Source organism: Sphaerochaeta associata (genome assembly GCF_022869165.1).
Classification (GTDB): Bacteria; Spirochaetota; Spirochaetia; order Sphaerochaetales; family Sphaerochaetaceae; genus Sphaerochaeta; species Sphaerochaeta associata.
In genome coordinates this window covers 784,643-807,445 of record NZ_CP094929.1, presented here as the reverse complement: position 1 = coordinate 807,445, position 22,803 = coordinate 784,643, and the positions used below count along the sequence as shown (strand labels likewise).

Genomic DNA, 22,803 nt, shown 5'->3' with positions numbered 1-22,803 from the left:
GTGTAAGCCTTGATAGAGCCTGTTTTTACTGTTCGATTGTGATATCAGCTGACCGGGTTCACATCCCGGGTGGCTGATCCATCAACGAGCCTACAAGGAATCAATAACGCATACACTTTCTGGAGAAAGGTGGTACGTAACATCTCTTGATGACTCCAAATCAGCACAGACAAAGTGCTACGTCATGTTCATTACGAAACATAAATAATCTGGAGGTTGTTCATGAGTACGAAAATGAAATATCTAAGAATTGTTACCACCTTTGTGATACTCCTAAGCTTCTCATTCTTGGTGGGATGTTCAGAAAAAATCACACCGCCGATCAATGTGGCCAGTATCACAGTAAGCGGAGCTGGTGATGCAATCACCGTAGTTGACGGATCTACGCTGCAGATGAGTGCAGTAGTCCTGCCAAATGATGCACTCGATCAGACTTTCACATGGTCGGTACAGGCTGGAACAGGCTTGGCCACCATCAGTGCAACCGGGTTGCTGACTGCTACAGAGGAGGGAACGGTTAGCGTTATCGCGACTGCCAACGATGGCTCCGCAATCACCGGCTCTCTTGTGGTGACTGTCACTGCCAATACCGCACTGCCTTCCCCGATGGCATCGTTCGCGGCAATCACCCTGACACAAACAGGTGATATAGCCAACAATAATGTGCAATATACCGATGCATCTGCAGTACTTGCAGTATTGCCGACTCAGATCTCTGTGACTTTGGAAAATACGGAAGTGAAAAATGTCCCGTTGACCTGGTTGGATACGGATACGTACAACCCTGCTGTCGCAGCAACATACACCTTCAACGCAGTCTGGGGAGATCTCCCTGTAGGTGCAACCAACGCCAATGACCTGGCCGTTCCTACCGTGGAATTGCAAGTAAGGCAAGGTGAATTGATGGTTGCCTCCATCACGGTTACCTCCGCAGAGAACAGCGAATTTGTCATCCAGAATGAAACATTGCAAATGTCCAGTACAGTTGCACCGCTTACTGCCGATGATACAAGTGTAACGTGGTCGGTAGCAGCAGGCACAGGAACTGCATCCATTGACTTGGATGGATTACTGCTCGGCTTGACGGAAGGGACTGTTATCGTCAAAGCAACGGCAAATGATGGATCGCTGGTAGAAGGATCGAAGATGATTACGGTCAATGCCCATCCTTTCGTCGCCTCAACCTTCCCCATCGATGAAGCCGCCGGAGTGGCAATCACCACCAACATTGAAGTCTCATTCAATGAGATAATGAATGCTGATTCTGTGGTCATCCCAGCAAATTTCATTGTGAGTACTGGCGGAAGCGAAATCTCTGGAGTTCTCTCCTATGATGTAGCCACCAAAACCGCATCATTCAATCCTGATTCAGACCTGCTCTACGAGACACTCTATACTGCTACGATCAAAGCAGCAGTAACAGATTATGACGGAGCTGAGATGGAAGAGGACAAGGTGTGGACGTTCACCACTGCTTCCGAGGTACTTGCAGGAACCGGACCGGCTCTCATCAACTTGAGAACTGCATCCAATTTCTCCATTCTTGCAAAATCAGCAATTACGAATACTGGTGAGACGCTGATCACCGGAGATATCGGCGTGAGTCCCCAGTCGCTTGTCGACCTGACAGGCTTCTCGGAAACGCTTTCTTTGGATGGAACCTCTGCAACCTCCATCTATGTAACGGGCAAAATCTACGCCTCTGACATGTTGGCCCCTACTCCCTCAAAATTGACCACGGCAATTTCGGATGTGGAAGCAGCATACGTCGAAGCAGCAGGAAGAGTGGATTATGCAATTGTCTCCGGTACTGCCGGCGGAATCATCGGAGGACAAACGTTTGTTCCCGGCATCTACAAGTGGGAAACGGTTGTCACCATGGCAACGGATATCACTTTGGATGGTGGTGTGAACGATGTCTGGATATTCCAGGTTGCAGACAATCTTACTGCCAGTAGCGGAGCCATAGTCCAGCTGGCAAACGGTGCTCAAGCCAAAAACATTTTCTGGCAAGTAGCGGGAATCGTGACCCTGGGAACCGGTGCACACTTTGAAGGAATCATCATGAGTATGACTCAGATAGTTCTTGAGACGGGTTCATCTGTTCACGGAAAGTTATTAGCCCAAACGCAGGTCACCCTAGACACAGCCACAGTCACCCCGCTCTAGAATCGCGCGAAAGCATTGGGGATCGAAACATCCCCAATGCTCTAGCCTCTTTTGCCGCGAAGCTATTCTGATCTTTCCTTCCATGGCGCTGGAGTATATGAGAGTAATACAGGAGTTGTTCCCGCATTAACGGGAAAAGGAGGTATTTGAAGTCCCCTGGAGGCTTCATGCCGGTGACCAGATAGGAGTGTACTGCTATGCTCCTTCGTTAATTCACAAGAAATCAGGAGGATTTCCATGAATACATTGAAAAGATTTACAAAGTATGTGTTTCTTTTTGCCATAGTCGGCATTCTCTCGTTCGCAGTAGGGTGTTCGAATGACACCGCACTGCCGACCAACGTGACAGGAATCACCATCACGGGAGCAGCTGATGCAACTACAGTCTCAAATGGCGAAACACTACAAATGAGTGCAGCTGTTCTTCCCCTCGATGCAACCGATGCAAGTGTAACTTGGTCTGTTGCTTCAGGAACAGGAACAGCAACAATAAGCACAACGGGGTTGCTCACAGCAACTGGAGCCGGTACGGTTGTCGTCAAGGCTACGGCGAATGATGATTCTGCTTACGAAGGAGTCCTCACGATCACCGTGACTGCTCCAAACGTAGCAATCAACATCGCAGCCATCACTGGTGTAACAGTTCCTGAAAGAAGTGTTACTCCCGATTTGACCGTTGCCGAAACCGCACAGTATACCGCAACCATCGCATGGGCGCCTTCGGATAGCCCGTACGCCAGTTCAACCGCGTACACTGCGACTATTACCTTGGCACCGAAAGCAGGGTATACCACAACGGGTATCACAGCGAACTTCTTCAACGTCTCTGGAGCAACTGCAACCAATCCCGCAAACAGCGGCGTGGTGACAGCAGTATTCCCTGCGACGGAAGCAGCTCCGGATGTAGTGGTAACCCTCGATACGATTGATGGAGTGACCGCACCTTCAACCGGAGCAACTCCTGACACAACAATTGCTGAAAATGATCAGTATACAGCAACCATTGCATGGGCACCTGTTGCAAGTCCTTATGCAGCAACTACCGTGTATTCTGCCACCATCACCTTGACGGCAAAGAGCGGCTATACCTTAACCGGTGTTGCAGCAAACTTCTTTACAGTCCCTGGTGCAACCACGAGCAACCTGACCAACAGCGGCATAGTAATGGCAACGTTCCCCGTAACGGGAGCAGCACCTGACGCGGCAATCAGCATCGCAGCAATTCCTGGAGTAGCAGCACCCGTGCGCAATGTGACTCCTGTTGATGTGATAACCGAGACCGCCCAATACACAGGAACTGTGACTTGGGATCCTGCTGACAGTCCGTTTGCCGGCTCAGAAGTGTACACTGCCACCATCACCTTGACGGCAAAATCCGGCTTCACCCTCAATGGTGTAGCGGCCAACTCCTTCACCGTAGCTGGTGCAACAGCAACCCATCTTGAAGACAGCGGCATTGTATCGGCAGTATTCCCTGCAACTGCAGCAGCCCCTGACGTAGCAATCAGTATCGCAGCGATTCCTGGAGTGACAGCGCCAGTACGCAATGTAACTCCCGATTTTGCTATCGACGAGACTGACCAGTACACAGGAACTGTGACTTGGCTGCCTGCTGACAGTCCGTATGCAGCAAATACTGTGTACACTGCCACCATCACCTTGACGGCAAAAAGCGGCTATACCTTAACCGGTGTTGCAGCAGACTCCTTCACTGTGGCGGGTGCTACGACCCACAATGCCATCAACAGCGGTGTGGTGACGGCAGCGTTCCCTGCAACTGCCCCGATGCCTGTAAGCATTGTAGCCATTCCTGGAGTTGACGTACCGATGAGAGCAGGAATTCCTGACCTTCTTGTTACAGAAACCGAACAATTTACAGGAAGCGTTGCATGGTCACCTTCTGACAACCCGTATGCGGCTTCTACCGTGTATACAGCCACCATCACTTTGACAGCGAAAAGCGGGTATACCTTAACCGGTGTAGCAGCCAACTCTTTCACAGTCTTTGGGGCTACTACGGTGACCAACCCTGTTGACAGTGGTGTTGTAACAGCAGTGTTCGACGAAACTTCAACAGCTCCCTTGGCTCGTGTAGAACTCGGGAGTGCCGAAAATTACGTCATCCTGGCTGAGACCTTGATCTCCACAACAGGGGTGACCCATGTAACTGGTGATATGGGAATAAGCCCGTATGCTACTACATTCATCACAGGCTTCGCTTTGGTGGACGCAACCGGGTATGCTACCTCTTCACTGGTCACCGGCTTAGTCCATGCAGCTGATATGGCGGATCCTACACCTGCGAACCTCACCACGGCAGTGGCAAACATGATAACTGCATACAATGATGCAGCTGCTCGCCCGACTCCTGATGAGTTGTATTTAAATGACGGAGCAATCGGTGGTTTGATACTGGCTCCAGGCCTCTACAAGTGGGGTGGAACAGTTGAAATCGGAGCCGACCTCACCCTCAATGGCGATGCAAATGATATTTGGATATTCCAGATATCTGGAGACCTCAATATGGCCAGTGACTTTGAAGTCCTGCTGACCGGAGGTGCAAAACCTGAGAACATTTTCTGGCAGGTTGCAGGCATTGCAACGCTGGGAACCGGTGCCCACATGGAAGGAATCATCCTGAGTATGACTCAAATCATCCTCGAGACCGGCTCATCGATCAACGGTAGGTTGTTGGCTCAGACGCAGGTCACTCTTGATGCTGCGACTGTGGTAGAACCCACGATTCTCTAACCTCCTGGATTTTTTCCAGTGAACTGGCAGATTTGCCACTGGATTCTGACGCTGAGGGGAAAAACCGCTCAGCGTCAGGGTCCTCTCCTTTCCACCAGTTTTCGCCCGTATTGTTCCAGCAGAGGTAAGGCGGACATGTTTTCAGCCATCCATAGCTTGGAAACCATCTACAACGTGTTCCTGATTTACAAGAAATCTGGAGGATTTCAATGAAAAAAGTAAAAATCACGCAACGTCTTTTAATTGTGCTGCTGGCTTTCTTCACGATTGCAACAGCATTCGTCGGATGCAAGACTGATATTCTTACCCTCGATGCGCCGGTTGTAAGTTCGACCTTTCCAGATCATGCATCGACTGGTTCCGCCATCAACGGTACGATCAGTGCAAGCTTCAATGAACCAGTAGATCCCACCACCATCAACAGTGAGACCTTCCTGGTACACAATGGGTCGCTGAGCGTTGCAGGCATAGTGACCTACGATGCCCCCAACAAAAAAGCGATTTTCGCCCCCTCGGCAAACCTTCTCAATACCACGGCCTACACGGCAACGTTGACAGCCGGGGTAAAGAACATCGAGGGTACCGGCCTTTCAGAACCCAAAGTCTGGACGTTCACTACCGCAGCTGCCGGCAGCGGTCCTGCACCAGTGAATTTGGGAACCGCCGCAAACTATGTAATGCTTGCGAAATCAGCAATTTCAACCGTTCCCGACTCAGTCATCACCGGCGATGTGGGACTAAGCCCCGCAGCAGAATCCTATATGACTGGATTCTCACAAACAGATGCCACCGGATATGCCACTTCCTTCCAAGTAGCTGGCTTTCTCTACGCAGCCGACATGGCACCTCCCACGTCCTCAAATCTCACTACAGCGGTGGAAGACATGATGTCTGCGTATACCGATGCAGCGGGTCGGTCAACTCCCGATTTCCTTAACCAAGGGGCTGGAGAGATTGGTTCTCTCAGTCTCGCCCCAGGCCTTTACAAATGGACCAGTTCAGTCACCATTGGGTCGGATGTCACAATCAACGGCGGTTCAAACGATGTCTGGATTTTCCAGGTATCCGGAGACCTCACCTTGAGCAGTGATTTCGATGTAATTCTCAGTGGCGGAGCCCAAGCGAAAAACATCTTCTGGCAGGTTTCAGGAGAGGTGATCATGGGTACGGGTTCTCATTTCGAAGGCATTGTCCTGTGTGAGACCAATATCACCATGAACACCGGCTCGTCCATCAATGGCAAGTTGCTTGCACAAACCCAAATTGCAATTGACCAATCGACGGTGACCAATCCTTCCTTGTAAACTCTTTCATCCGTGAGAGTGAACCCATCTCTTCCGACGTTGAGAACTCCATACTCAACGTCGGTTTTTTTGTTTCAAGCAGGAGGGAGTGAATATCTTTAGCCAAAACAGGTGTGCAGTTTGGATATCGTGAATTCATTATCTGTCGCTTAAAGAGCTTATAAGGTAAATTCCATCAAATGAATTCAAATATCATCACTCATTATTACTATCAATCATGTACTGCATTGTTTCATTGACAATACACGTACTAAAGCGTATTATTTACTTGTAATATTTCAATATGGAGCATTCAGGGAGGACTACATTTTAGAAGGACTCAACCCAAAAATGAACCAGCTGCTTTCAGTCCTACCACAAGTGGATTACAACCGCATTTCCAGCCACTTGGAACTGGTAACGCTCACCCTTGGCTCTGCCCTCTATGAGTCCGGCGGCCATTTGGCATATGTATACTTCCCTATCGACTCCATCGTATCGCTTCTCTATGTAATGGAAAACGGTGCATCAGCAGAAATTTCGGTAGTTGGCAACGAAGGTATTGTCGGTATTGCCTTGTTCATGGGCGGGGATAGTGTTCCCAACCGTGCAGTAGTTCAGAGCGAGGGAACCGCCTATCGCCTTCCCTCAGCCATTTTAAAACAAGAGTTCAAACGTTCAGGTGCTTTTCAGCTTTTACTTTTACGCTACACCATGGCATTGCTTACGCAGATGGCGCAGACTGCTGTCTGTAATCGCCATCATACGGTCGATCAACAGCTGTGTCGGTGGCTGCTTCTCAGCCTTGACCGTTTACCCTCCAATACTCTGAGAATGACCCAGGAACTGATCGCCAATATGTTGGGAGTCAGGCGGGAAGGCGTGACAGAAGCGGCTGGAAAGCTGCAAAGTGCCGGGCTCATTCAGTATAGCAGGGGGTGTATTACTGTTTTGGATCGACCTGGGCTTGAAGCCCGTGTTTGCGAGTGCTACCAAGTGGTGAAAGAGGAATTCGACCGCCTTCTGCCACAAAAAACTGCAACATAGTTTCAGTATACAGGTATCTGTACAGCGAGCGCTACTCCAAGATAAAATCGAGAACGTTCTTCACTTCTACTCCCTCAATGGCAGGGAGCTCTTCGCAATCGAGGGTGAGTATCAACTTTTTGGAGGTGCCATTGACATCCCTCAGTGATGCAAGCTTTTCTACAAGCAGAGGTTCGTCTTTGCACGTCGCAATAATCTGTACATACATCTGAAGGTCATGCCGATTGGCGATGAACGTAATCTCTTTTGATTCCAATTTTCCCACAAACACCTCAAAGTTTCTTCTCAACAGTTCCAGATAGACAATATTCTCTATCAGGATACTGGTGGTAAGGGTATGGTATCCGAGGATTGCATGCCAAATACCTGTATCAACAATGTAATACTTTTCCAGATTGGGGTTGATCTGGTTCTTCTTAATGTCAAACTGCGCCGCCTTGTAGATAACGAACGCCTGTTCAAACATATACAAGTACTCTTCCACTGCTTCAAGATTGGTCTTCCGGCTTCCGATGGAGCAGGCTTCGCTGATTTTCTTTGACGAGAACAGCGTTCCGATATTCTGCATGAGGAAGTGCAACACCGATTCCAGCAGCATGATGTCCTTCACGACATTGCGCTGGATGACATCCTTCAGGATTACCGTATTGTAGATTCCCTGTAAAAAGTTTGCGATCACCTGGCCATCCAGGGGAAGCGAGGAAACAGCCGGCATCGAGCCGTACTTGATGTAGGAATCGAAATTCTCTTGTTGGGACAGGCCCTTTTCCAACTCCTGGAAATCCAGAAACTCCTTGAAGGAGAGCGGGAACATCTTGATCTCCACATACCGGCCTGTAATGAGCGTGGACAGCTCAGAGGAAAGCAAATTATCGTTCGAACCAGTGATATAGATATCGATGTCCTTGTCGACCATCAGTGCGTTGACCGCTTTCTGCCAATCCACCACCTGCTGTATCTCATCGAGCATGAGATAGGTACGCGTTGTTTGCAACTGCTTCTCAACCAAGAAGTACAAAGCACGGTAATCCCTGATGTTGTCAAACTGCATGGATTCAAAATTGATATGAATGATGTTTTTCATCGAGACGCCGCTGGACAGCAATTCCTGCTTCCAGAGTTCCAGCAACATGGACTTTCCGCACCTGCGAATGCCTGTTATAACCTTGATGAGCGGAGTGTCTCGATAGGCGATGAGTTGGTGCAAGTAGAGATCGCGTTTCTTGAGTTGTAGTTCCATATGTATAGTATAGTCTACTTCAGCAAAATTGTCTCTATTTCTTTATAAAATAAATAGTTGCCATGAGAGAAGAAACCTTGGGGAATGTTTGGTTCATTGCTGGGAGCAACCTCGACGGGTTTGAAGTTTTCGCTGGTTTTCAAAGAAAATGGGACGAGGCATGGCTAAAAAAATCGGGGTGGAAAACCACCCCTCAAACAACTCATATAGTTGATATCAGGCTAGGCTGACCACCTCATTGGTCCTGCTCGACTCATAGGAGGCAAGGGCTATCTCAAGGGCCCTGAGCCCGTCGAGGCCGGTAACCAACGGAGTCCTTCCTGTTGCACATACCTGGACAAACTCCTTGATCAGGCCCTCATCCCCCGTCTCATTCCAGCCGATATCCTCAAATCGTTGGTTGGTCTGGTCATCCAGGTGCAGCACCTGGGCGAACGCTTTGAGCTCGATCACACCTTTCGTGCCGATGATCTGCATATCGACCTGGGCCCAGATGGGATAGTTGGTGTGGTGCGCCCAAGAACAATCGATGGTGGCGGACACCCCGTTGTCAAGCTCGATCATCACCAAGCCGGTGTCATCAATGCCCTTATGGTGCAAGAGCTCGCCGCTCTCGCAGAACACGCTCTTGATCTCAGAGCCGGTGAACCAGCGGATTAAGTCCCCCAGGTGCACGGTATGGTCCATGACAGCCCCACCGCCGGAGAGAGCCGGGTCGATGAACCAACCACCGGGAATCTTGCCGTGGTTGATCGAGGTGATGGTAAGCACCTGCCCGATCAAGCCGGCATCAATCTTCTTCTTGGCGGCTATCACGTTGGGATTGAAGCGCATCGGGAATGCGTTCATTATTTGAACATTCGCTTCCCTTGCCGCTTCAAGCATGGCATGTGCATCGGCAATCGTCGTTGCAAACGGCTTCTCAACCAGGATATGGATGCCTTTCTTCGCAGCGGCTATGCTGACCTTTGCATGGTCGCGGTTGTTGGTGCAGATGACCACCCCGTCAAGCTGTTGCTCCAACAAGCTTTCATACCCCTGGTAATAGTTGGTTTTAAATGTTGCAGCCATTTCCCTGCCGCGCTTCTCATTTTCATCAGCTATCCCTACCAAGGTTACCTCGGCGTACTTCACCAGTTCCTGGGTGTAGCTTTGGGCATGCATGTGCTCAAAGCTCACAACTCCAATTCGCAGTTCTTTCATAGATGCACCACCTTTCCACTGTGGGCCGATTCTTTGGCCGCCAAGGCAACCTGAAGCGCGGCAATAGCTTCGGGTGCAGTAACAACCGGCTCCGTCTTGTGTTCTACGGCATGCAGGAAAGCCTTCAGCTCTGCACGGTAGGGATTCATCTCATCGCTGAGAGGGTTGTCATAGAACAGCGAAGCCTCCTCGTCACTGCCCAACTGTGTCTTGAGCGGACAATCGCGGCTGGAGTCATAGCAGAGCTGGCCGTCGGTTCCCACCAACTCAAAAGTGGTGCGGAACTCGATTCCCTTGGGCAGCGCCCAGCTCGCTTCCACATGTGCCATCGCCCCGCTTGCAAACCGCAGGATGGCCAGCGTATGCATCTGCTTTGGATGACCGGTGCCAAGGTTCTTTGCATAGACACGCTTCACCGAACCAAAGTTGTACAGCAACCAGTCATAGTCGTGGATGGCCAAATCGACTTCCGGCCCTCCACTCTTTGTACTATCCTGATACCAGTTCTCCCAGCTCCAGCCGGGAAAGGCCTGGTTTCGTGTAGTCCTTAAAAGTGCAGGCGTTCCGATGCGCCCGGCCTTGATCTGAGCAACTGCAGCCTGGTACTGGGGGAAGAAGCGCAACACATGGCCGACAGAGAACGTGACGCCGTATTCTTTTGCCGTCTCAACCATGAGATCGGCATCCTCAAGATTGAGGGCGATGGGTTTCTCGCAGAACACATGCTTTCCATCCTGCATGGCGTCTGTGGCATATCGGCAATGCAGATAGGTGGGCAGACACACATCCAGCACTTCGTAATCGGCCTTCTCTTTCATCGCTTCATAGGAGGTATAGGCAACACAGCCCAAGAGTGATGCAAGGGCCTCTGCCTTCTCAAGGCGGATGTCACAGACGGCAACCACCTTTGCCTCCCTTAAGGAGGTGTAGGCGTGGGCATGGGTGCTTCCCATCGTGCCGCAGCCTAGTAATGCGATTCGCAACATGCTGTATGCTCCTTATTGCAGTTTACCAAAGTCGGCGACCTGCATGCGCTTTCCGTCGGCGAGACGGGATGCCTCGGCGGCGAAGGCCATGTAGTGACTCTGAAGCGACGATCCAACACGTGTTTCACCGCTGGTATTGTTCGAGCGTACCAAGCGGACAAAGTCGGCGACGAACAGCTCGTCACTGCCGCTGTGCCCCTCGCGGGTGGTTTCTATCTCAATGGTTTTCTTATCCCGTGAAGAGAAGTAGTTGATCGTAATGATTCCCTTCTCCATATCTCCGATCAACTCGGCCTGGGTACCCATCAGCCTGAGGCCACGATGGGTTGTCATGGTAAACCCGCTCATGGTGAAGGTGGCGATAACGCCGTTTGCAAACTGTGCGTTCACCGTCTGATGGTCCACCACATTGTTGTCGCAGTGGTAGACACAGCGACCCCACGGGCCTTGTTGCAAGGCTTTCAGCCTGCCTTCAACGGACAAATCGGTGGTTATGACATTCACCGGCCATGCGGTATTTTTTCCAAGGTAAATTTTTTGTGCCGCATACGGGCATGCCTCGTAGTGAGAGCAGTTGTCGGTGCACCGAAGCGGAGCGCCGACCGGAGCATTCTCTTCCTTGAAATGGTAGAGATCGCCGTAGGAGCTGAGCGACGTGCAGTCGGCGCCGGCCAGGTAGAGCAGGATATCCATGTCATGGCAGCTCTTGGCAAGAATCATGGGAGCCGAGGTGTTGCTGTTGTTCCAGTGGCCTCTGACAAAGCTGTGGGACATGTGAATGTGTCCGACGCACTCATCCAGCTCGATGCCGATGAGTCTTCCCAGTTCCCCATCCCTGATCAACTTCTTGACGCGGGTGAAGAAGGGGGAGTAGCGAAGTACATGGGAGATGACGAATACCTTTGAGAAATCCTTGGCGGCCTCTGCTATCGTCCTGCTGTCCTCCAAGGTGGTGACGATGGGCTTCTCGCAAAGAATGTGGTACTGCTTGCCGATGGCTGCAAGAATTGCATCCCGATGCATCGAATCCTGGGTGGCGATGACCACTGCATCGAAGTTCTGCTTGGAGATAAACAAGTCACGCCAATCCTTGACTGCATAGGATTTTTCTATGCCATGCTCATCAACGATGCACTGTCGTTTGACATCGTTGGGTTCTGCAACCGCAACAATCTTCATTTCCTGGGGATGTGCTTGTGCATAGTCCGCATACACATGCCTTCCCCTACTTCCTGCCCCAAGCAGTGCTACACGAATAGGCTCCATTGTTTCCCTCCCTGGATTATTGGGTTGCACCCCGGATGGGGCGCAACCTGATGATACCATAGTTATTTGTTGATTTCTGCGTTGATCACTTTCTCGATCTCTGCAAGGCCGTTGCCAAGCTGCGGCTGCATGAATACCTTGTCCATCTCGTTGTTCAACAAGGTGTAAATGGGTCCTGCATTCTTGCCGGAAATCGGCAGCGGATAGCCGTAATTGACGGTGTCCACGATCGCCTTGGTGTCGAGCCAGCTGTACTCCTTGAAGAAGAGCTCGGCTCCACCCTTGTAGCAGGGAGCCCAGACGCTGGAAAGAATGGTTGCATGTCTTTCACTGGCGAGGTAGGCCATGAACTTCATCACTTCCTCAGGGTGCTTGGTCTTTGCAGAGGCGACATAGCCCAGGTTGTGGTAGATGCTGGCGCGCTGCTTCTGCTTGGGCATCGGTGCAATGCCGAGGTCCGGTCCAAGGATTTCAGCGAACTGCTTGAGGATTCCGGTATGGTTGGTGATCATGGCGACCATGCCGGACTGGAACATCGTGGCTTTGGTAATCTCACGCATCTCGCTTACCTTCGGAGAGTAGCCGTACTTGTAGATCAGGTCGAGCAGGAACTGGGCGGCTTCCCTTCCTTCGGGTGTGTTGATCGCAAGCTGCATGCGGTCTTCACTGAACAGTGTTCCCCCGTTTTGCAGGATGAAGTTGGAAGCACCGCTTTGCATGTCGGGGTCGGCGATGGTGCCGTATTGGATGGTGGTGCCCTTCTCCTTGATCGTCAGCTTGGCGCTTGCATTGAAATAGTCGTCCCAGGTCCAAGTGTCGTCGGGATAGGCAAGCCCGGCTTTATCGAACATGGCCTTGTTGTAGTACAGGATGACCGAGTCGAAGAAAATGGGAACGCCGTAGCGGTTTCCATCATGCATGAACGGCTCGTAATAGATGGAGTTGAAATTCTCGAACTTCATCTGGTCCTTGTAGGGCTCGAGGTTCATGACCAAGCCGGTGGGCAGGTAGGACACGGCATTGGGATGGTTGAGCCAGAATACATCGGGACCGGTACCGGTGGGCAGAGCCATCTGCAGCTTGGTCCAGTAGTCGGCCCAGGGGATGATCGACATGTTTACCTTGACGCCTGCATTCTGGGCCTCGAACTCGGCGATCATCTGCTTGTAGACTTCCTCACCGTTCTGGTCCCAATACCAGAAGTTGATCGTTTTCGTTTCCTGCGGCTTTGCTTCGGCTCCTCCGGCCGCAAACACGCTGCTAAGGGACATGGCGATGAGCAACAACGCCACCAAACCGATTCTCAGACTCTTTTTCATAATTTCCTCCATTTGTATTTCAATCCGGAACACTCCGGATGTGAATTCACTTATTCCTTAATTCCGGACAAGGCGATGCCTTCGATGAAGTAGCGTTGGCTGATGATGAAGACCACCACCATAGGGAGCGAGACCACCACCGCTGCGGTGAGCAGCAGGTTGTCCTTGGTCAGGTGCTGGCCTTGCAGGTTTGCAACGGCGATCGACAAGGTGTACTTCTGTGTAGAATTGATCACGACCAACGGCCAGAGGAAGTCGTTCCAGCTGAAGACCAGGCACATGATGCCGGTTGCAAGCAGGGCGCTGTGGCACAGCGGCAGCAGGATGGACCAGAAGATCCTGAAGTGTCCCGCCCCATCGAGGTAGGCCGACTCATCCAGTGAACGCGGCAGGCTCATGATCTGTTGGCGCATGTAGAATGTGGTGGTCACGCTGGGGATGCTGGGAATGATGATGCCCAGATAAGAATCAAAGAGCCCCAAGTCGAGAATGAGCTTGTAACGGGGCATGAGAATCATCTGGATGGGGATCATCAGTGCCAGCAGCAGGGAGATGAAGATCACATTCTTGAAGGGGAAATCGATGCGGGCGAAAGCATAGGCTGCAAGCGAGGAGAGAAACAACTGGGGGAAGGTGATGCCGATGGTGTTGATGATGTTGTTCTTGTAGTAGGAGAGAAAGTTGAGCCTGCCGAACAGCTCCTGGTAGTTTTCAAAGTTCGAGAAGCTGGCGGGGAAGAACACCACGGGAATCTGCACTGTCTCACGATAGGTCTTGAAGGAAGAGACGACTATCCAGAAGAAGGGTACCAAGGTGATGAGGGCGAATACGGCAAGTACGAAGAAGCCGATGCTGATCCCCCATTTCTTATTCAGTCTTTTCATCGCCTGCCTCCTCAGCTGTAGTGCACCCAGTGCTTCTGTCCGACATTCTGCAAAATGGTTACGGTAAGTACAATCAGCGAGAAAATGATCGCTTCTGCGGATGCGTACCCCATCTCCAGATAGGTGAATCCTCGTTCATAGATGCCGAAGGCCATGGTGCGGATGTTCTCCCGGACGATGACATTACTCTTGCCGAATACAAAGATGTAGTCGAACATCTTGAAGCTGTTGATGATCGCCAGCACCAGGCAGAAGAAAAGCTGCGGGGTGACCAGCGGGAAGGTGATGTGCTGGAATTTCACCCACCACGAGCCTCCGTCGATGTCGCATGCCTCATAGTACTGGGGAGAGATGTTCTGTAGTCCGGCCAACAGGATGACGGTGAAATAGCCGATGCTCGCCCAGAGCGTCACCAAAACAATGACGAACCGGGTCAAGAGTGCATTGCTGAACCATGCCGGCTGAGGCAGGTTCATGATCCTGAGCAGGCCGTTGATCAAGCCGTAGCGGGAGTTGAAGACGATCATGAATATTTGGGCGGTTATGACGGGAAGAATCACATAGGGAAGAAAGAATACCGTCCTGAACAGCCCCTTCCCCAAGAGGTATTTCTTATTGAGGGCGCTGGCTAAAAAGAGCGAGATACCCACCGTCAGGGGAACGGAGACGAGTACGAAGAACATGGTGTTCTTGAACTCAAGCCAGATGGTTGGGTCCTGAAAGAGCTGCTTGTAGTTTGAGAGTCCGATGTACCGGGGTGCACTGAGATGATTCCATTTGGTAAAGGAGATGAAGACTGAACTCACCATTGGATAGAGGAAGAAGATATACAGGCCCAATACCGTGGGGGCGATGAAGAGATAGGCCCATATCCAATCCTTATGTTTTCGTCGCAATTGCATGTTCGGCTCCTTTAAAAGGGTCGCTTCTTGTCGGGTACAGCTTCAGCATAGGGTAGGTTTTTACATTTGTCAAACTTTTTTGTTCGACCATCGAACATTTTTTGCACGACCTATGTTGTTACATCTACCAATACCAGACATTTTGCAGTATGCTGGGCGTATGAAAAGAATCACCGACAGCTCTACAAATCTTGCCATCCATACCATTATCCAGCTTGTATGGAACGAAAAAACCATTACCCGGGCCGAGCTCAGCAGGCTCAGCGGATTCTCACGCAGTACCATCACCGCCAATGTGGACAAGCTGCTTGAAGACGGGATTCTCTTGGAGAAACCCGTCGAGGGCCAGGACAAGCGCAAGAGCCTGGTCATCAATCAGAACCGCGGCCTGTTCATCGGCATCGAGATGGATGCCGACTGCTGTGCTGTCGGGGCCTGCGATATTATGGGCACCCTGCTGAAAGAACAGTGCATCACCATCGACTACATCGATGGCCCCGATGCCATTCTCAAGCAGATCTCCCATGCGATAGAGGCTCTGCAACAGTCACTGGCCGAAAGAGTGACCGATATCCTCGGCATCGGGGTGGGACTCCCCTCCCCGGTTGATTTTGCCGGTGGGTATGCGGTACACCCTGCGTTCATGCCCGGGTGGCACCACTATCCGGTGGGACCCAAGCTGTCAAAGCTCTACTCCTGCCCGGTCTTTGTGGACAATGAAGTGAATACCATGGCCTTCGGAGAGGCCTTCCTGTCGGACCAGTATCGGGGCAAGGATATTCTGTTTGTCAAGCTCGGAGCCGGCATCGGTGCAGGCCTTATCATGCAGGGTTGCATTTATCGGGGCAACAGCGGTATGAGCGGCAATATCGGGCACATGCGCGTCGATGGAAACACGCAGCAGTGCAAGTGCGGAAAAGTAGGCTGCCTTGAGGCTATAGCCGGGGGCGGAGCCTTGCTCAAACGAGCCGAGCTCTTGGCACACACCAAGCAGAATACGTTTCTGCAGAAGGTGGTTGAACAGAAGGGGTATCTGCAGTTTTCCGATCTCAAGGAGGCCATCAAGCGCCGTGACAGCCAGGTCATCCAGATGGTGGACGAGAGCGCCCACACCATCGGCTCGATGGTGGGAAGCCTTGTTGTGTTCTACGACCCGAAGGCGGTGGTGCTCGGGGGTAACCTGTGTGAATTCGGTCTGCAGTACGTCGACTCGATCAGGCGCGCCATCATCACCGAGGCAACGCCTTGGATCAAGAGCGACTTCGATGTGAATGTCACCAAGTTCGGTGACAGCATCGGCGTCATAGGCTCGGCGATGCTGTGCATCAGCACCCTTATCCGTAATGGGGCGTTTGTGAACGAGGTGTGAGAAGAGGCCTTTCAATGAAAGGATGAAGCTGCTGTATAGGTTTGATTCGTACTCTTCGGACGATCGGGGTTACCCATGACCAACAGGTTTCTCTCCACCAAAGGAAGCACATGTTTCGAATAGAAGTACGAAACTGACTTAAAGCTGAAGTGAGCAGCCAGTTCGGCCCTGGTCCTTGGAACCTTGCAGAATTCCAGAATCGAGTGCTCAATAGCAGAGATGTCTTCACTTGGTATGGATCTGTGGTGGTCCTCCAAGAAAGCCCGTTTATACAAGGTAACGGTGAAAAAGCCGCGTGATGAATCGAATACGGGATCCGGATTTCCTGCTTCCCTCATCGAGCTGTAGATGGTTGGAATGCCTGAATAGCGGTTCTCTGTCAGCGAAAGAATCTCCATGGTGGTTGCCAGAACAGGATTGCGCGTATCCGGCTGAACCTTTCCAAGCTGGTCGACAGTCAAACGGCCATACAATCCGCCGGGGTTTTTCACCTCCATCCGATCAGTATACATAATTACCTGGATGGGCATTCCTTCGGTATGCATGCTGTAGTCCCTGTGAACCAAGGCGTTCAGCAGTGCTTCCCTGACAGCAACCATCGGATACTCGGTATTATCGGTACGCTTTCCTGTGGCCGGGTCAACAATCGTGCTTACTTTCATATTGTTCATGATGAATGTGAGTGCGCCTGTAAGCATCTCCTCCAAGCTTCCTTCCAAGCGCTTGTTGTCGATGAATCGTTCATGATACATGGAGGTATCGCCCATCATAGTCCCTGGAACTGAAATGGCAGTAATGGCCAATTGAGGAAAGTATGCCTGTGGATAAGGGCAAAAAAGCAATATCGCACTTATTGACGGCCTTCCATCGACAATCATGCTCATCAGGTTCAATATTTGCTGGTCATCCAGCTTTGAGAGATTGGGTTTGTTCTGGCGTAGTTTCAGAAGATACCGTTGCAAGGCATCCTTATCAAGTGAAGCATCATTCGCTCTCTGAACGGGGCGAATGTCTTCTCGGTATTTCTTTCTGAACGCTTCATAACTGAAAATCTCATACTCAGTCATTGGTTCATCCGATTGTCCTACTCGTATATAGGAACCTTTCAGCCTTCCTTTTCCAGCGTAATAACATGGTCGGTCGACACTATCGATTGCAGGGATTTCTGCACTCAGAAAATACATTCCATCCTCTTCGTACAGGGTAATGAGCGGCCTCACTTTGGGAATCATCTCGTTGCATTGCTCGACAATCTTATTCTGTAGATCAAAGGGGTCGTAGACTCCGACCTTTGCAAGTCCCTTTGACTCGTCAAGACCAAAAAGGATGACTCCTCCTTCATCCTGATTGGAAAAACTTGACAAGGAGTTGTAGAGATTCCCTTCATGTGCCGCCTTCACTTCCAGTGTCTGTGATTCAGTTCGGAAAGTTGCTACACGCTCAATCAAGGCTTTCAGGTCTGCTGTTGTCATGCTGTTTCTCCTTGCACACGTATACATTCAAAGGATAGCAAGGATTTCTCAAGATTTCATTAAAATTTTCTTAGTTTCTATTTTTTAAAATTTTTTGCTTAGTTTTTAATCAAATTTCATCAATTTTTTCTAATATTAGGGATTTTAATCAAATTTTACACAAAACCAGATGCAGTAATTTCAGTTAGAATTTTAAGAAGTTCCCTCTTCACACACCAAGGAGGGGTCTCCCCCTCCTTGTCTTATGTACATTCGGCTTGACGATCAATTCAGGATGCACACAATGAACGTCTTTCAGTGAGTATTCTTTCGACATCAGACTCCCCCGTAAAGGGAATAGACTTCTCATGATAATGCAGCATTATTGTTTGTATGCAAGAATTTATTACATATAGAGAGCTATTCCTAAATGCCTTTCCATTCGAATCATTACTTGCAATCTATGCAAAACAGCCCGCAGCGTTGCACTTCGAAAGAAGTGACGCAGTGTACCGCATCGAAATCACCGGGACTATCGATCAGGTCTGTTTCTTGTTATACTATAAGAGAGGATGCACATAAAACGTTGTGCTTGCTAAAAAAACACCAGCCTCCAGCCTCCTTGGCAGCTAGAATTATCCGTAGGGGAACAGGTCTTTGGGCACGTACGAATGATTGGTCTGTCAAGAAAGGGAATTCACATGTTGATTGGTGGATATTTGCAGGAATGGCCCCTTTCACAGATTTTGAGGTAGTATAATGGAACATTCTGGAGAGTATTTCCAAAACAGCCCATGGGGCAATCTCTCACTAGACCGAACGTTTCTCTCATATAATACATTGCCCTTGGTGTTCAGCTTGCGCGATACAATGGGCAATCATTATCTTTGTGCGTGCGTCAGTTGGCATCCAGACTATGAGTGGCTTGTGGTAGAAGCAACTACTGCCGATTTGATCAGTCTTATCAACGATTCAACCACCCTTTCCACCTTGCTCACGACGAAGGGTACAAGAAAAATGTACTGCAAGTGGCCGGAACAATCCGATTCAAGCGAATTTTATGAATGTGAGCAATTCCCAATTGAAATATTGCCGCAGAAGGATGTGTATCTTGAGCTGAATCAAGAAGACTTCAAGGAGTATGTCTTGCTGTTACAACAGGAAAGCTAAAAACTGGTAGCAATAGGTAAACCACACACCAAGGAGGGGTCTCCCCCTCCTTGTCTTATGCACTCATTGATTGAAGCTCTTCGCTACTTGGACTTGCCCAGGTAGGCGACCTTGATGGCCTCGTTCTCCAGCAGTTCCTTGCCCGGCCCTGCGAGGGTGATGTTCCCTGTCTCCATGACATAACCGGTGTGGGCGGTTCTCAGGGCGACGTTGGCGTTCTGCTCGATGAGCAGGACGGTCACACCAGCCTCGTTGATTTTCTTGATGATGGAGAAGATGTCCTTGACCACCAGAGGGGCAAGGCCGAGGGACGGCTCATCCATCATGATCATCTTCGGATTGGCCATCAGGGCCCTTCCGACGGCCAGCATCTGCTGCTCACCGCCGGAGAGCGTTCCGGCAAGCTGCCAATGGCGTTCCTGCAGGCGCGGGAAGAGTTCATAGACGCGCTCGAGGTTCTGCTGCTCATGAACCTTGTCCTGCAGATACCCCCCGATCTTCAGGTTCTCAAGCGTCGTGAGGTTCGGGAAGACCCTGCGGCCTTCGGGAACCAGCACCAAGCCCATTTCCACAATCTTACGGGTGTCCATGCCGTTGAGCTTCACACCGTTGTACGTGATGGTCCCGCTGGTAATGGGAACCAAGCCCATGATCGAACGAAGGGTCGTGGACTTACCGGCACCATTTGCTCCGATGAGGGTGACGATCTTCCCTTCATCGACAGAGAAGGAGATGCCGTTGAGGGCCACGATACCACCGTAACAGACTTTCAAGTCCTGGATTTCCAATACACTCATGCTTCATCCACCCCCAAGTATGCCCTGATGACGGCAGGATTGTTCTGCACCTCTGCCGGTGTTCCCTGGGCTATGGTCTTGCCATAGTCAAGGACATAGATGGTGTCCGAGATATCCATGACCAGGTTCATATGGTGTTCGATCAAGAAGACGGTCAGCTTGAACGAGTCCTTGATCTCCTTGATAAACAGTGAAAGTTCCTCGGTTTCCTTCGGGTTCATACCTGCCGCAGGCTCGTCGAGCAACAACAGCTTGGGCCCGGTTGCCAAAGCGCGGGCGATCTCCAGCCTGCGCTGCTTGCCGTAGGGAAGCGATGAGGACTTCTCATCGCGGCTGCCAAGCAGCCCCACCCGCTCCAAGAGCGCCTCGGTATCCTGATGCATCCTCAGCTCTTCCTCTCTATTAAGGCGGAAGGTGGAGGAGAAGAGCCCTGCCTTTATATGGCAGTGCTTTGCGATCAGGACGTTCTCAAAGACGGTGAGGTCCTTGAAGAGACGGATGTTCTGGAAGGTACGGGCCATGCCAAGGCGCGTGATCTTGTCCGGGGTGTTGACCACCTGCTTCTCAAACGGTGTTTTGTAGGTACCGTTGTAGATCTTCTTCATCTTCGAACGGGGATAGTTCTCACCGATGACCATTCCGTCGAAGGTAACCCTACCGTTGGAAGGTTGGTAGCCGCCGGTGATGACGTTGAAGGCGGTTGTCTTGCCGGCACCGTTCGGACCGATGAGGGCGGTAATCTTGTCCTTGGGAATTTCGATGTTCAAGTCATCGACGGCGACCACGCCGCCGAACTGCATGGTTATGTGTTCGGTCTTCAGGAGGATGTCACTCATGCCTGGCCTCCTTTTCTCTTCTTGAATCGATTGATGATTCGATCCCAGTTGAACTCATTGGTTCCCATCAGACCACGGCGGTAGATCAGGACGACGATCATCAGCAGGATGGAGAATATGACCATTCTGAAGCCGGTGCGGAAGAGCGGGACTTCAAAGGTTCCTATGGTCAGCGGCTGGTCGAAGAAACGCAGCCACCACTCTTTTGCTGCAGTCACCAGGAAGGCGCTGAGCACAGAACCGGTGACGCTTCCGATTCCTCCGATGACGACGATCAGAAGAATGTCATAGGTCAGCGTGATGGAGAAGGTCTTCGCCTCGATCGAGCGCATGTACATGGCAAGCAGTCCGCCTGCGACAGCCGAGAAGAAGGAGCTGATGATAAAGCTCATCGACTTATGCTTGAACAGGTTTATTCCCATGGCCTCGGCTGCAATCTCATCCTCGCGGATCGCCTTGAAGGCTCTTCCGTAGGAGCTCTTGATCAACAGCATGATGAAGATGATGCAGAAGGTTACGACTATGAACGGTGTAATAAGAGAAGGTATGGCTCCCCAGAGCATCGGCGGGAAGTTGGGAATCTTGTTCAGGCCGTAGGAGCCGTTGGTGATCTGGTCGAACTGCGGCGAAGAGAAGATTGCACGGACAATCTCCGACAAGCCCAGCGTTGCGATGGCCAGATAGTCACTCTTCAGTCGAAGTACTGCGACGCCGACGATGGCTGCTGCGAAGGCTGCCAACAGTCCGCCCAAAAGCAAGGCGATGAAGGGAAACACTATCCTGACTAACTCGGGAGAGGATGCAACCAACTCCTTGAGTGCGCGTATTGCAGGGTGTACGCCGTTCATGTAGTAGACACCATCGAGGTTCTGCACCGGGATGAGCAGGATTGCGGTGGTATAAGCGCCGATGGACATGAAACCGGCTTGTCCGAGGCTGAACAGCCCGGTAAAACCGTTGAGCAGGTTCATCGAGACGGCGACCAGTGCCAGAATAACTCCCTTCTGCAGAACCGAGACAAGCATGCCGTTCTGCAGTCTGTTGGCGTTGAGCCAGTAGAGGAAGACCAGCAGCAGCGCCAGCGTGACCAGGGTATAGATGTTGTTTCGTTTGATCTTGATCATACTTTCTCCACCGTTTTTTCGCCGAACAGTCCGGTCGGTCGTACGAGCAGCATCACGATCAAGAGGAAGAAGGTGAAGGCGTCGGAGAAGGTTGAGTAGCCGAGGGCTACGAGCAGGGTCTCGACGATGCCGATGAAGAAGCCTCCTACGACGGCACCGGGGATGTTCCCGATTCCTCCGAATACGGCGGCTACGAAGCACTTGAGGCCCGGAAGCGTTCCGGAGAACGGCGTGACCGACATGCGGTCTGTAAAGTACAGAATGGAACCGACACCGGCGAGGAAGGAGCCGATGGCGAAGGTCACCGAGATGACCCTGTTGATGTTGATCCCCATGAGTTTTGCGGTTTCAAAGTCCTTGCTCACCGCCCTCATGGCCATACCGGTCTTGGTCCTGTTGACCAGTACCATCAGGATGACTACCAAAATTATGGTCAGCACCGGGGTGAGGATGGTGACAAAGGAGGCGGAGAGTTCTCCCATCTGGAAGATTCTCTTGAGAATGGGAATCTCCGGGTACCCGCGGGGAATGGCGGTGAACAAATACGTCGAGAGGTTCTGCAACAGATAGGAGACACCGATGGCGCTGATCATGATCGACATGCGCGGGCTGCTGCGAAGCGGCTTGTACGCCATCCGTTCAATGGCGATTCCCATCGCGGTCGTAACCACGAGCGTGATGATAATGGCCACCGGCCAGGGGAAGCTGGCAAGCGAGAAGATCATGAAGTAACCTGCCATCATGAAGATATCGCCATGGGCGAAGTTGATCAGCCGGAGGATGCCGTAGACCAGCGTATAGCCGATGGCTATCAAGGCATACGCTCCTCCCAGGGAAATTCCTGTCAGGCAGTGCTGCAGGATTGTTGTCATACTCATCAGTAGTTCTCCATACCTGAGTCAAGCTAAACATAGGGCAAATACAAAACCAAATGCCAATACTTAATAAGAGAGAGAAAGCAGACTACAAAAAAAAGAGACTTGGCTGGGACATCTGTCCCAGCCAA

Annotated in this window: 18 protein-coding genes; 6 read left to right on the top strand and 12 right to left on the bottom strand. The window is 51.1% G+C overall.

Annotated elements, in window-relative coordinates:
* Positions 1-222: 222 nt before the first annotated feature.
* The 4 genes from MUG09_RS03680 to MUG09_RS03665 all read left to right on the top strand — a co-directional run bounded on the left by MUG09_RS03680 (position 223) and on the right by MUG09_RS03665 (position 7,250).
* Entirely contained in the window at positions 223-2,169 is a 1,947-nt protein-coding gene (locus MUG09_RS03680) for an ice-binding family protein (RefSeq protein WP_244773705.1), read from the top strand.
* A gap of 237 nt (positions 2,170-2,406) precedes the next feature.
* A complete protein-coding gene (locus tag MUG09_RS03675; RefSeq protein WP_244773702.1) occupies positions 2,407-4,920 on the top strand; it encodes an ice-binding family protein in 2,514 nt (837 codons plus the stop codon).
* 209 nt (positions 4,921-5,129) lie between these two features.
* Positions 5,130-6,224, top strand: a complete 1,095-nt coding sequence (locus MUG09_RS03670) for an ice-binding family protein (protein WP_244773697.1) — start codon at positions 5,130-5,132, stop codon at positions 6,222-6,224.
* 330 nt (positions 6,225-6,554) lie between these two features.
* Complete coding sequence (locus tag MUG09_RS03665) at positions 6,555-7,250, top strand: Crp/Fnr family transcriptional regulator (RefSeq protein ID WP_244773682.1); 696 nt, start codon at positions 6,555-6,557, stop codon at positions 7,248-7,250.
* Positions 7,251-7,281: 31 nt separating this feature from the next.
* On the opposite strand, the gene MUG09_RS03660 is transcribed toward MUG09_RS03665, so the two are convergent.
* The 7 genes from MUG09_RS03660 to MUG09_RS03630 all read right to left on the bottom strand — a co-directional run bounded on the left by MUG09_RS03660 (position 7,282) and on the right by MUG09_RS03630 (position 15,050).
* Positions 7,282-8,490, bottom strand: coding sequence for an ATP-binding protein (locus MUG09_RS03660; protein WP_244773680.1), 1,209 nt, complete (start codon positions 8,488-8,490; stop codon positions 7,282-7,284).
* Between the two features lie 216 nt (positions 8,491-8,706).
* Positions 8,707-9,693 (bottom strand): Gfo/Idh/MocA family protein, encoded by a 987-nt coding sequence (locus MUG09_RS03655; RefSeq protein WP_244773678.1) that lies wholly within the window; start codon positions 9,691-9,693, stop codon positions 8,707-8,709.
* A complete protein-coding gene (locus tag MUG09_RS03650) occupies positions 9,690-10,679 on the bottom strand; it encodes a Gfo/Idh/MocA family protein (RefSeq protein WP_244773676.1) in 990 nt (329 codons plus the stop codon). Before MUG09_RS03650 ends, MUG09_RS03655 begins: the two co-directional genes overlap by 4 nt.
* A 12-nt stretch (positions 10,680-10,691) precedes the next feature.
* Positions 10,692-11,945, bottom strand: a complete 1,254-nt coding sequence (locus tag MUG09_RS03645; RefSeq protein ID WP_244773674.1) for a Gfo/Idh/MocA family protein — start codon at positions 11,943-11,945, stop codon at positions 10,692-10,694.
* Between the two features lie 62 nt (positions 11,946-12,007).
* Positions 12,008-13,264, bottom strand: a complete 1,257-nt coding sequence (locus MUG09_RS03640; RefSeq protein WP_244773672.1) for an ABC transporter substrate-binding protein — start codon at positions 13,262-13,264, stop codon at positions 12,008-12,010.
* A gap of 50 nt (positions 13,265-13,314) precedes the next feature.
* Complete coding sequence (locus tag MUG09_RS03635; RefSeq protein ID WP_244773670.1) at positions 13,315-14,148, bottom strand: carbohydrate ABC transporter permease; 834 nt, start codon at positions 14,146-14,148, stop codon at positions 13,315-13,317.
* Between the two features lie 11 nt (positions 14,149-14,159).
* The gene (locus MUG09_RS03630) at positions 14,160-15,050 is read right to left on the bottom strand and encodes a carbohydrate ABC transporter permease (protein ID WP_244773668.1); all 891 of its coding nucleotides are present in this window, start codon (positions 15,048-15,050) and stop codon (positions 14,160-14,162) included.
* Positions 15,051-15,210: 160 nt separating this feature from the next.
* Here MUG09_RS03630 and MUG09_RS03625 point away from each other — a divergent pair, with 160 nt between their 5' ends.
* Entirely contained in the window at positions 15,211-16,419 is a 1,209-nt protein-coding gene (locus MUG09_RS03625) for an ROK family transcriptional regulator (protein WP_244773666.1), read from the top strand.
* 11 nt (positions 16,420-16,430) lie between these two features.
* Here the strand turns inward: MUG09_RS03625 and MUG09_RS03620 are convergent, their stop codons facing one another.
* The gene (locus MUG09_RS03620; protein WP_244773664.1) at positions 16,431-17,891 is read right to left on the bottom strand and encodes an ATP-binding protein; all 1,461 of its coding nucleotides are present in this window, start codon (positions 17,889-17,891) and stop codon (positions 16,431-16,433) included.
* Between the two features lie 837 nt (positions 17,892-18,728).
* On the opposite strand from MUG09_RS03620, the gene MUG09_RS03615 reads away from it, so the two are divergent.
* Complete coding sequence (locus tag MUG09_RS03615) at positions 18,729-19,040, top strand: hypothetical protein (protein ID WP_244773662.1); 312 nt, start codon at positions 18,729-18,731, stop codon at positions 19,038-19,040.
* A gap of 83 nt (positions 19,041-19,123) precedes the next feature.
* On the opposite strand, the gene MUG09_RS03610 is transcribed toward MUG09_RS03615, so the two are convergent.
* Genes MUG09_RS03610 through MUG09_RS03595 form a run of 4 tightly spaced genes read right to left on the bottom strand, consistent with a single transcriptional unit; the run spans position 19,124 to position 22,675 of the window.
* Positions 19,124-19,837: an ABC transporter ATP-binding protein gene (locus tag MUG09_RS03610; RefSeq protein ID WP_244773660.1), complete on the bottom strand. Its 714-nt coding sequence runs from the start codon at positions 19,835-19,837 to the stop codon at positions 19,124-19,126.
* Entirely contained in the window at positions 19,834-20,673 is an 840-nt protein-coding gene (locus tag MUG09_RS03605; protein ID WP_244773658.1) for an ABC transporter ATP-binding protein, read from the bottom strand. The genes MUG09_RS03610 and MUG09_RS03605 overlap by 4 nt, the downstream gene beginning before the upstream one ends.
* Complete coding sequence (locus tag MUG09_RS03600; RefSeq protein WP_244773656.1) at positions 20,670-21,797, bottom strand: branched-chain amino acid ABC transporter permease; 1,128 nt, start codon at positions 21,795-21,797, stop codon at positions 20,670-20,672. Before MUG09_RS03600 ends, MUG09_RS03605 begins: the two co-directional genes overlap by 4 nt.
* The gene (locus tag MUG09_RS03595) at positions 21,794-22,675 is read right to left on the bottom strand and encodes a branched-chain amino acid ABC transporter permease (RefSeq protein ID WP_244773648.1); all 882 of its coding nucleotides are present in this window, start codon (positions 22,673-22,675) and stop codon (positions 21,794-21,796) included. Before MUG09_RS03595 ends, MUG09_RS03600 begins: the two co-directional genes overlap by 4 nt.
* Positions 22,676-22,803 lie beyond the last annotated feature (128 nt).

Excerpts from the sequence above, each read along its gene's own strand:
- MUG09_RS03680 (WP_244773705.1), top strand. The coding sequence starts at position 223 with ATGAGTACGAAAATGAAATATCTAAGAATTGTTACCACCTTTGTGATA.
- MUG09_RS03675 (WP_244773702.1), top strand. The coding sequence starts at position 2,407 with ATGAATACATTGAAAAGATTTACAAAGTATGTGTTTCTTTTTGCCATA.
- MUG09_RS03670 (WP_244773697.1), top strand. The coding sequence starts at position 5,130 with ATGAAAAAAGTAAAAATCACGCAACGTCTTTTAATTGTGCTGCTGGCT.
- MUG09_RS03665 (WP_244773682.1), top strand. The coding sequence starts at position 6,555 with ATGAACCAGCTGCTTTCAGTCCTACCACAAGTGGATTACAACCGCATT.
- MUG09_RS03660 (WP_244773680.1), bottom strand. The coding sequence starts at position 8,490 with ATGGAACTACAACTCAAGAAACGCGATCTCTACTTGCACCAACTCATC.
- MUG09_RS03655 (WP_244773678.1), bottom strand. The coding sequence starts at position 9,693 with ATGAAAGAACTGCGAATTGGAGTTGTGAGCTTTGAGCACATGCATGCC.
- MUG09_RS03650 (WP_244773676.1), bottom strand. The coding sequence starts at position 10,679 with ATGTTGCGAATCGCATTACTAGGCTGCGGCACGATGGGAAGCACCCAT.
- MUG09_RS03645 (WP_244773674.1), bottom strand. The coding sequence starts at position 11,945 with ATGGAGCCTATTCGTGTAGCACTGCTTGGGGCAGGAAGTAGGGGAAGG.
- MUG09_RS03640 (WP_244773672.1), bottom strand. The coding sequence starts at position 13,264 with ATGAAAAAGAGTCTGAGAATCGGTTTGGTGGCGTTGTTGCTCATCGCC.
- MUG09_RS03635 (WP_244773670.1), bottom strand. The coding sequence starts at position 14,148 with ATGAAAAGACTGAATAAGAAATGGGGGATCAGCATCGGCTTCTTCGTA.
- MUG09_RS03630 (WP_244773668.1), bottom strand. The coding sequence starts at position 15,050 with ATGCAATTGCGACGAAAACATAAGGATTGGATATGGGCCTATCTCTTC.
- MUG09_RS03625 (WP_244773666.1), top strand. The coding sequence starts at position 15,211 with ATGAAAAGAATCACCGACAGCTCTACAAATCTTGCCATCCATACCATT.
- MUG09_RS03620 (WP_244773664.1), bottom strand. The coding sequence starts at position 17,891 with ATGACAACAGCAGACCTGAAAGCCTTGATTGAGCGTGTAGCAACTTTC.
- MUG09_RS03610 (WP_244773660.1), bottom strand. The coding sequence starts at position 19,837 with ATGAGTGTATTGGAAATCCAGGACTTGAAAGTCTGTTACGGTGGTATC.
- MUG09_RS03605 (WP_244773658.1), bottom strand. The coding sequence starts at position 20,673 with ATGAGTGACATCCTCCTGAAGACCGAACACATAACCATGCAGTTCGGC.
- MUG09_RS03600 (WP_244773656.1), bottom strand. The coding sequence starts at position 21,797 with ATGATCAAGATCAAACGAAACAACATCTATACCCTGGTCACGCTGGCG.
- MUG09_RS03595 (WP_244773648.1), bottom strand. The coding sequence starts at position 22,675 with ATGAGTATGACAACAATCCTGCAGCACTGCCTGACAGGAATTTCCCTG.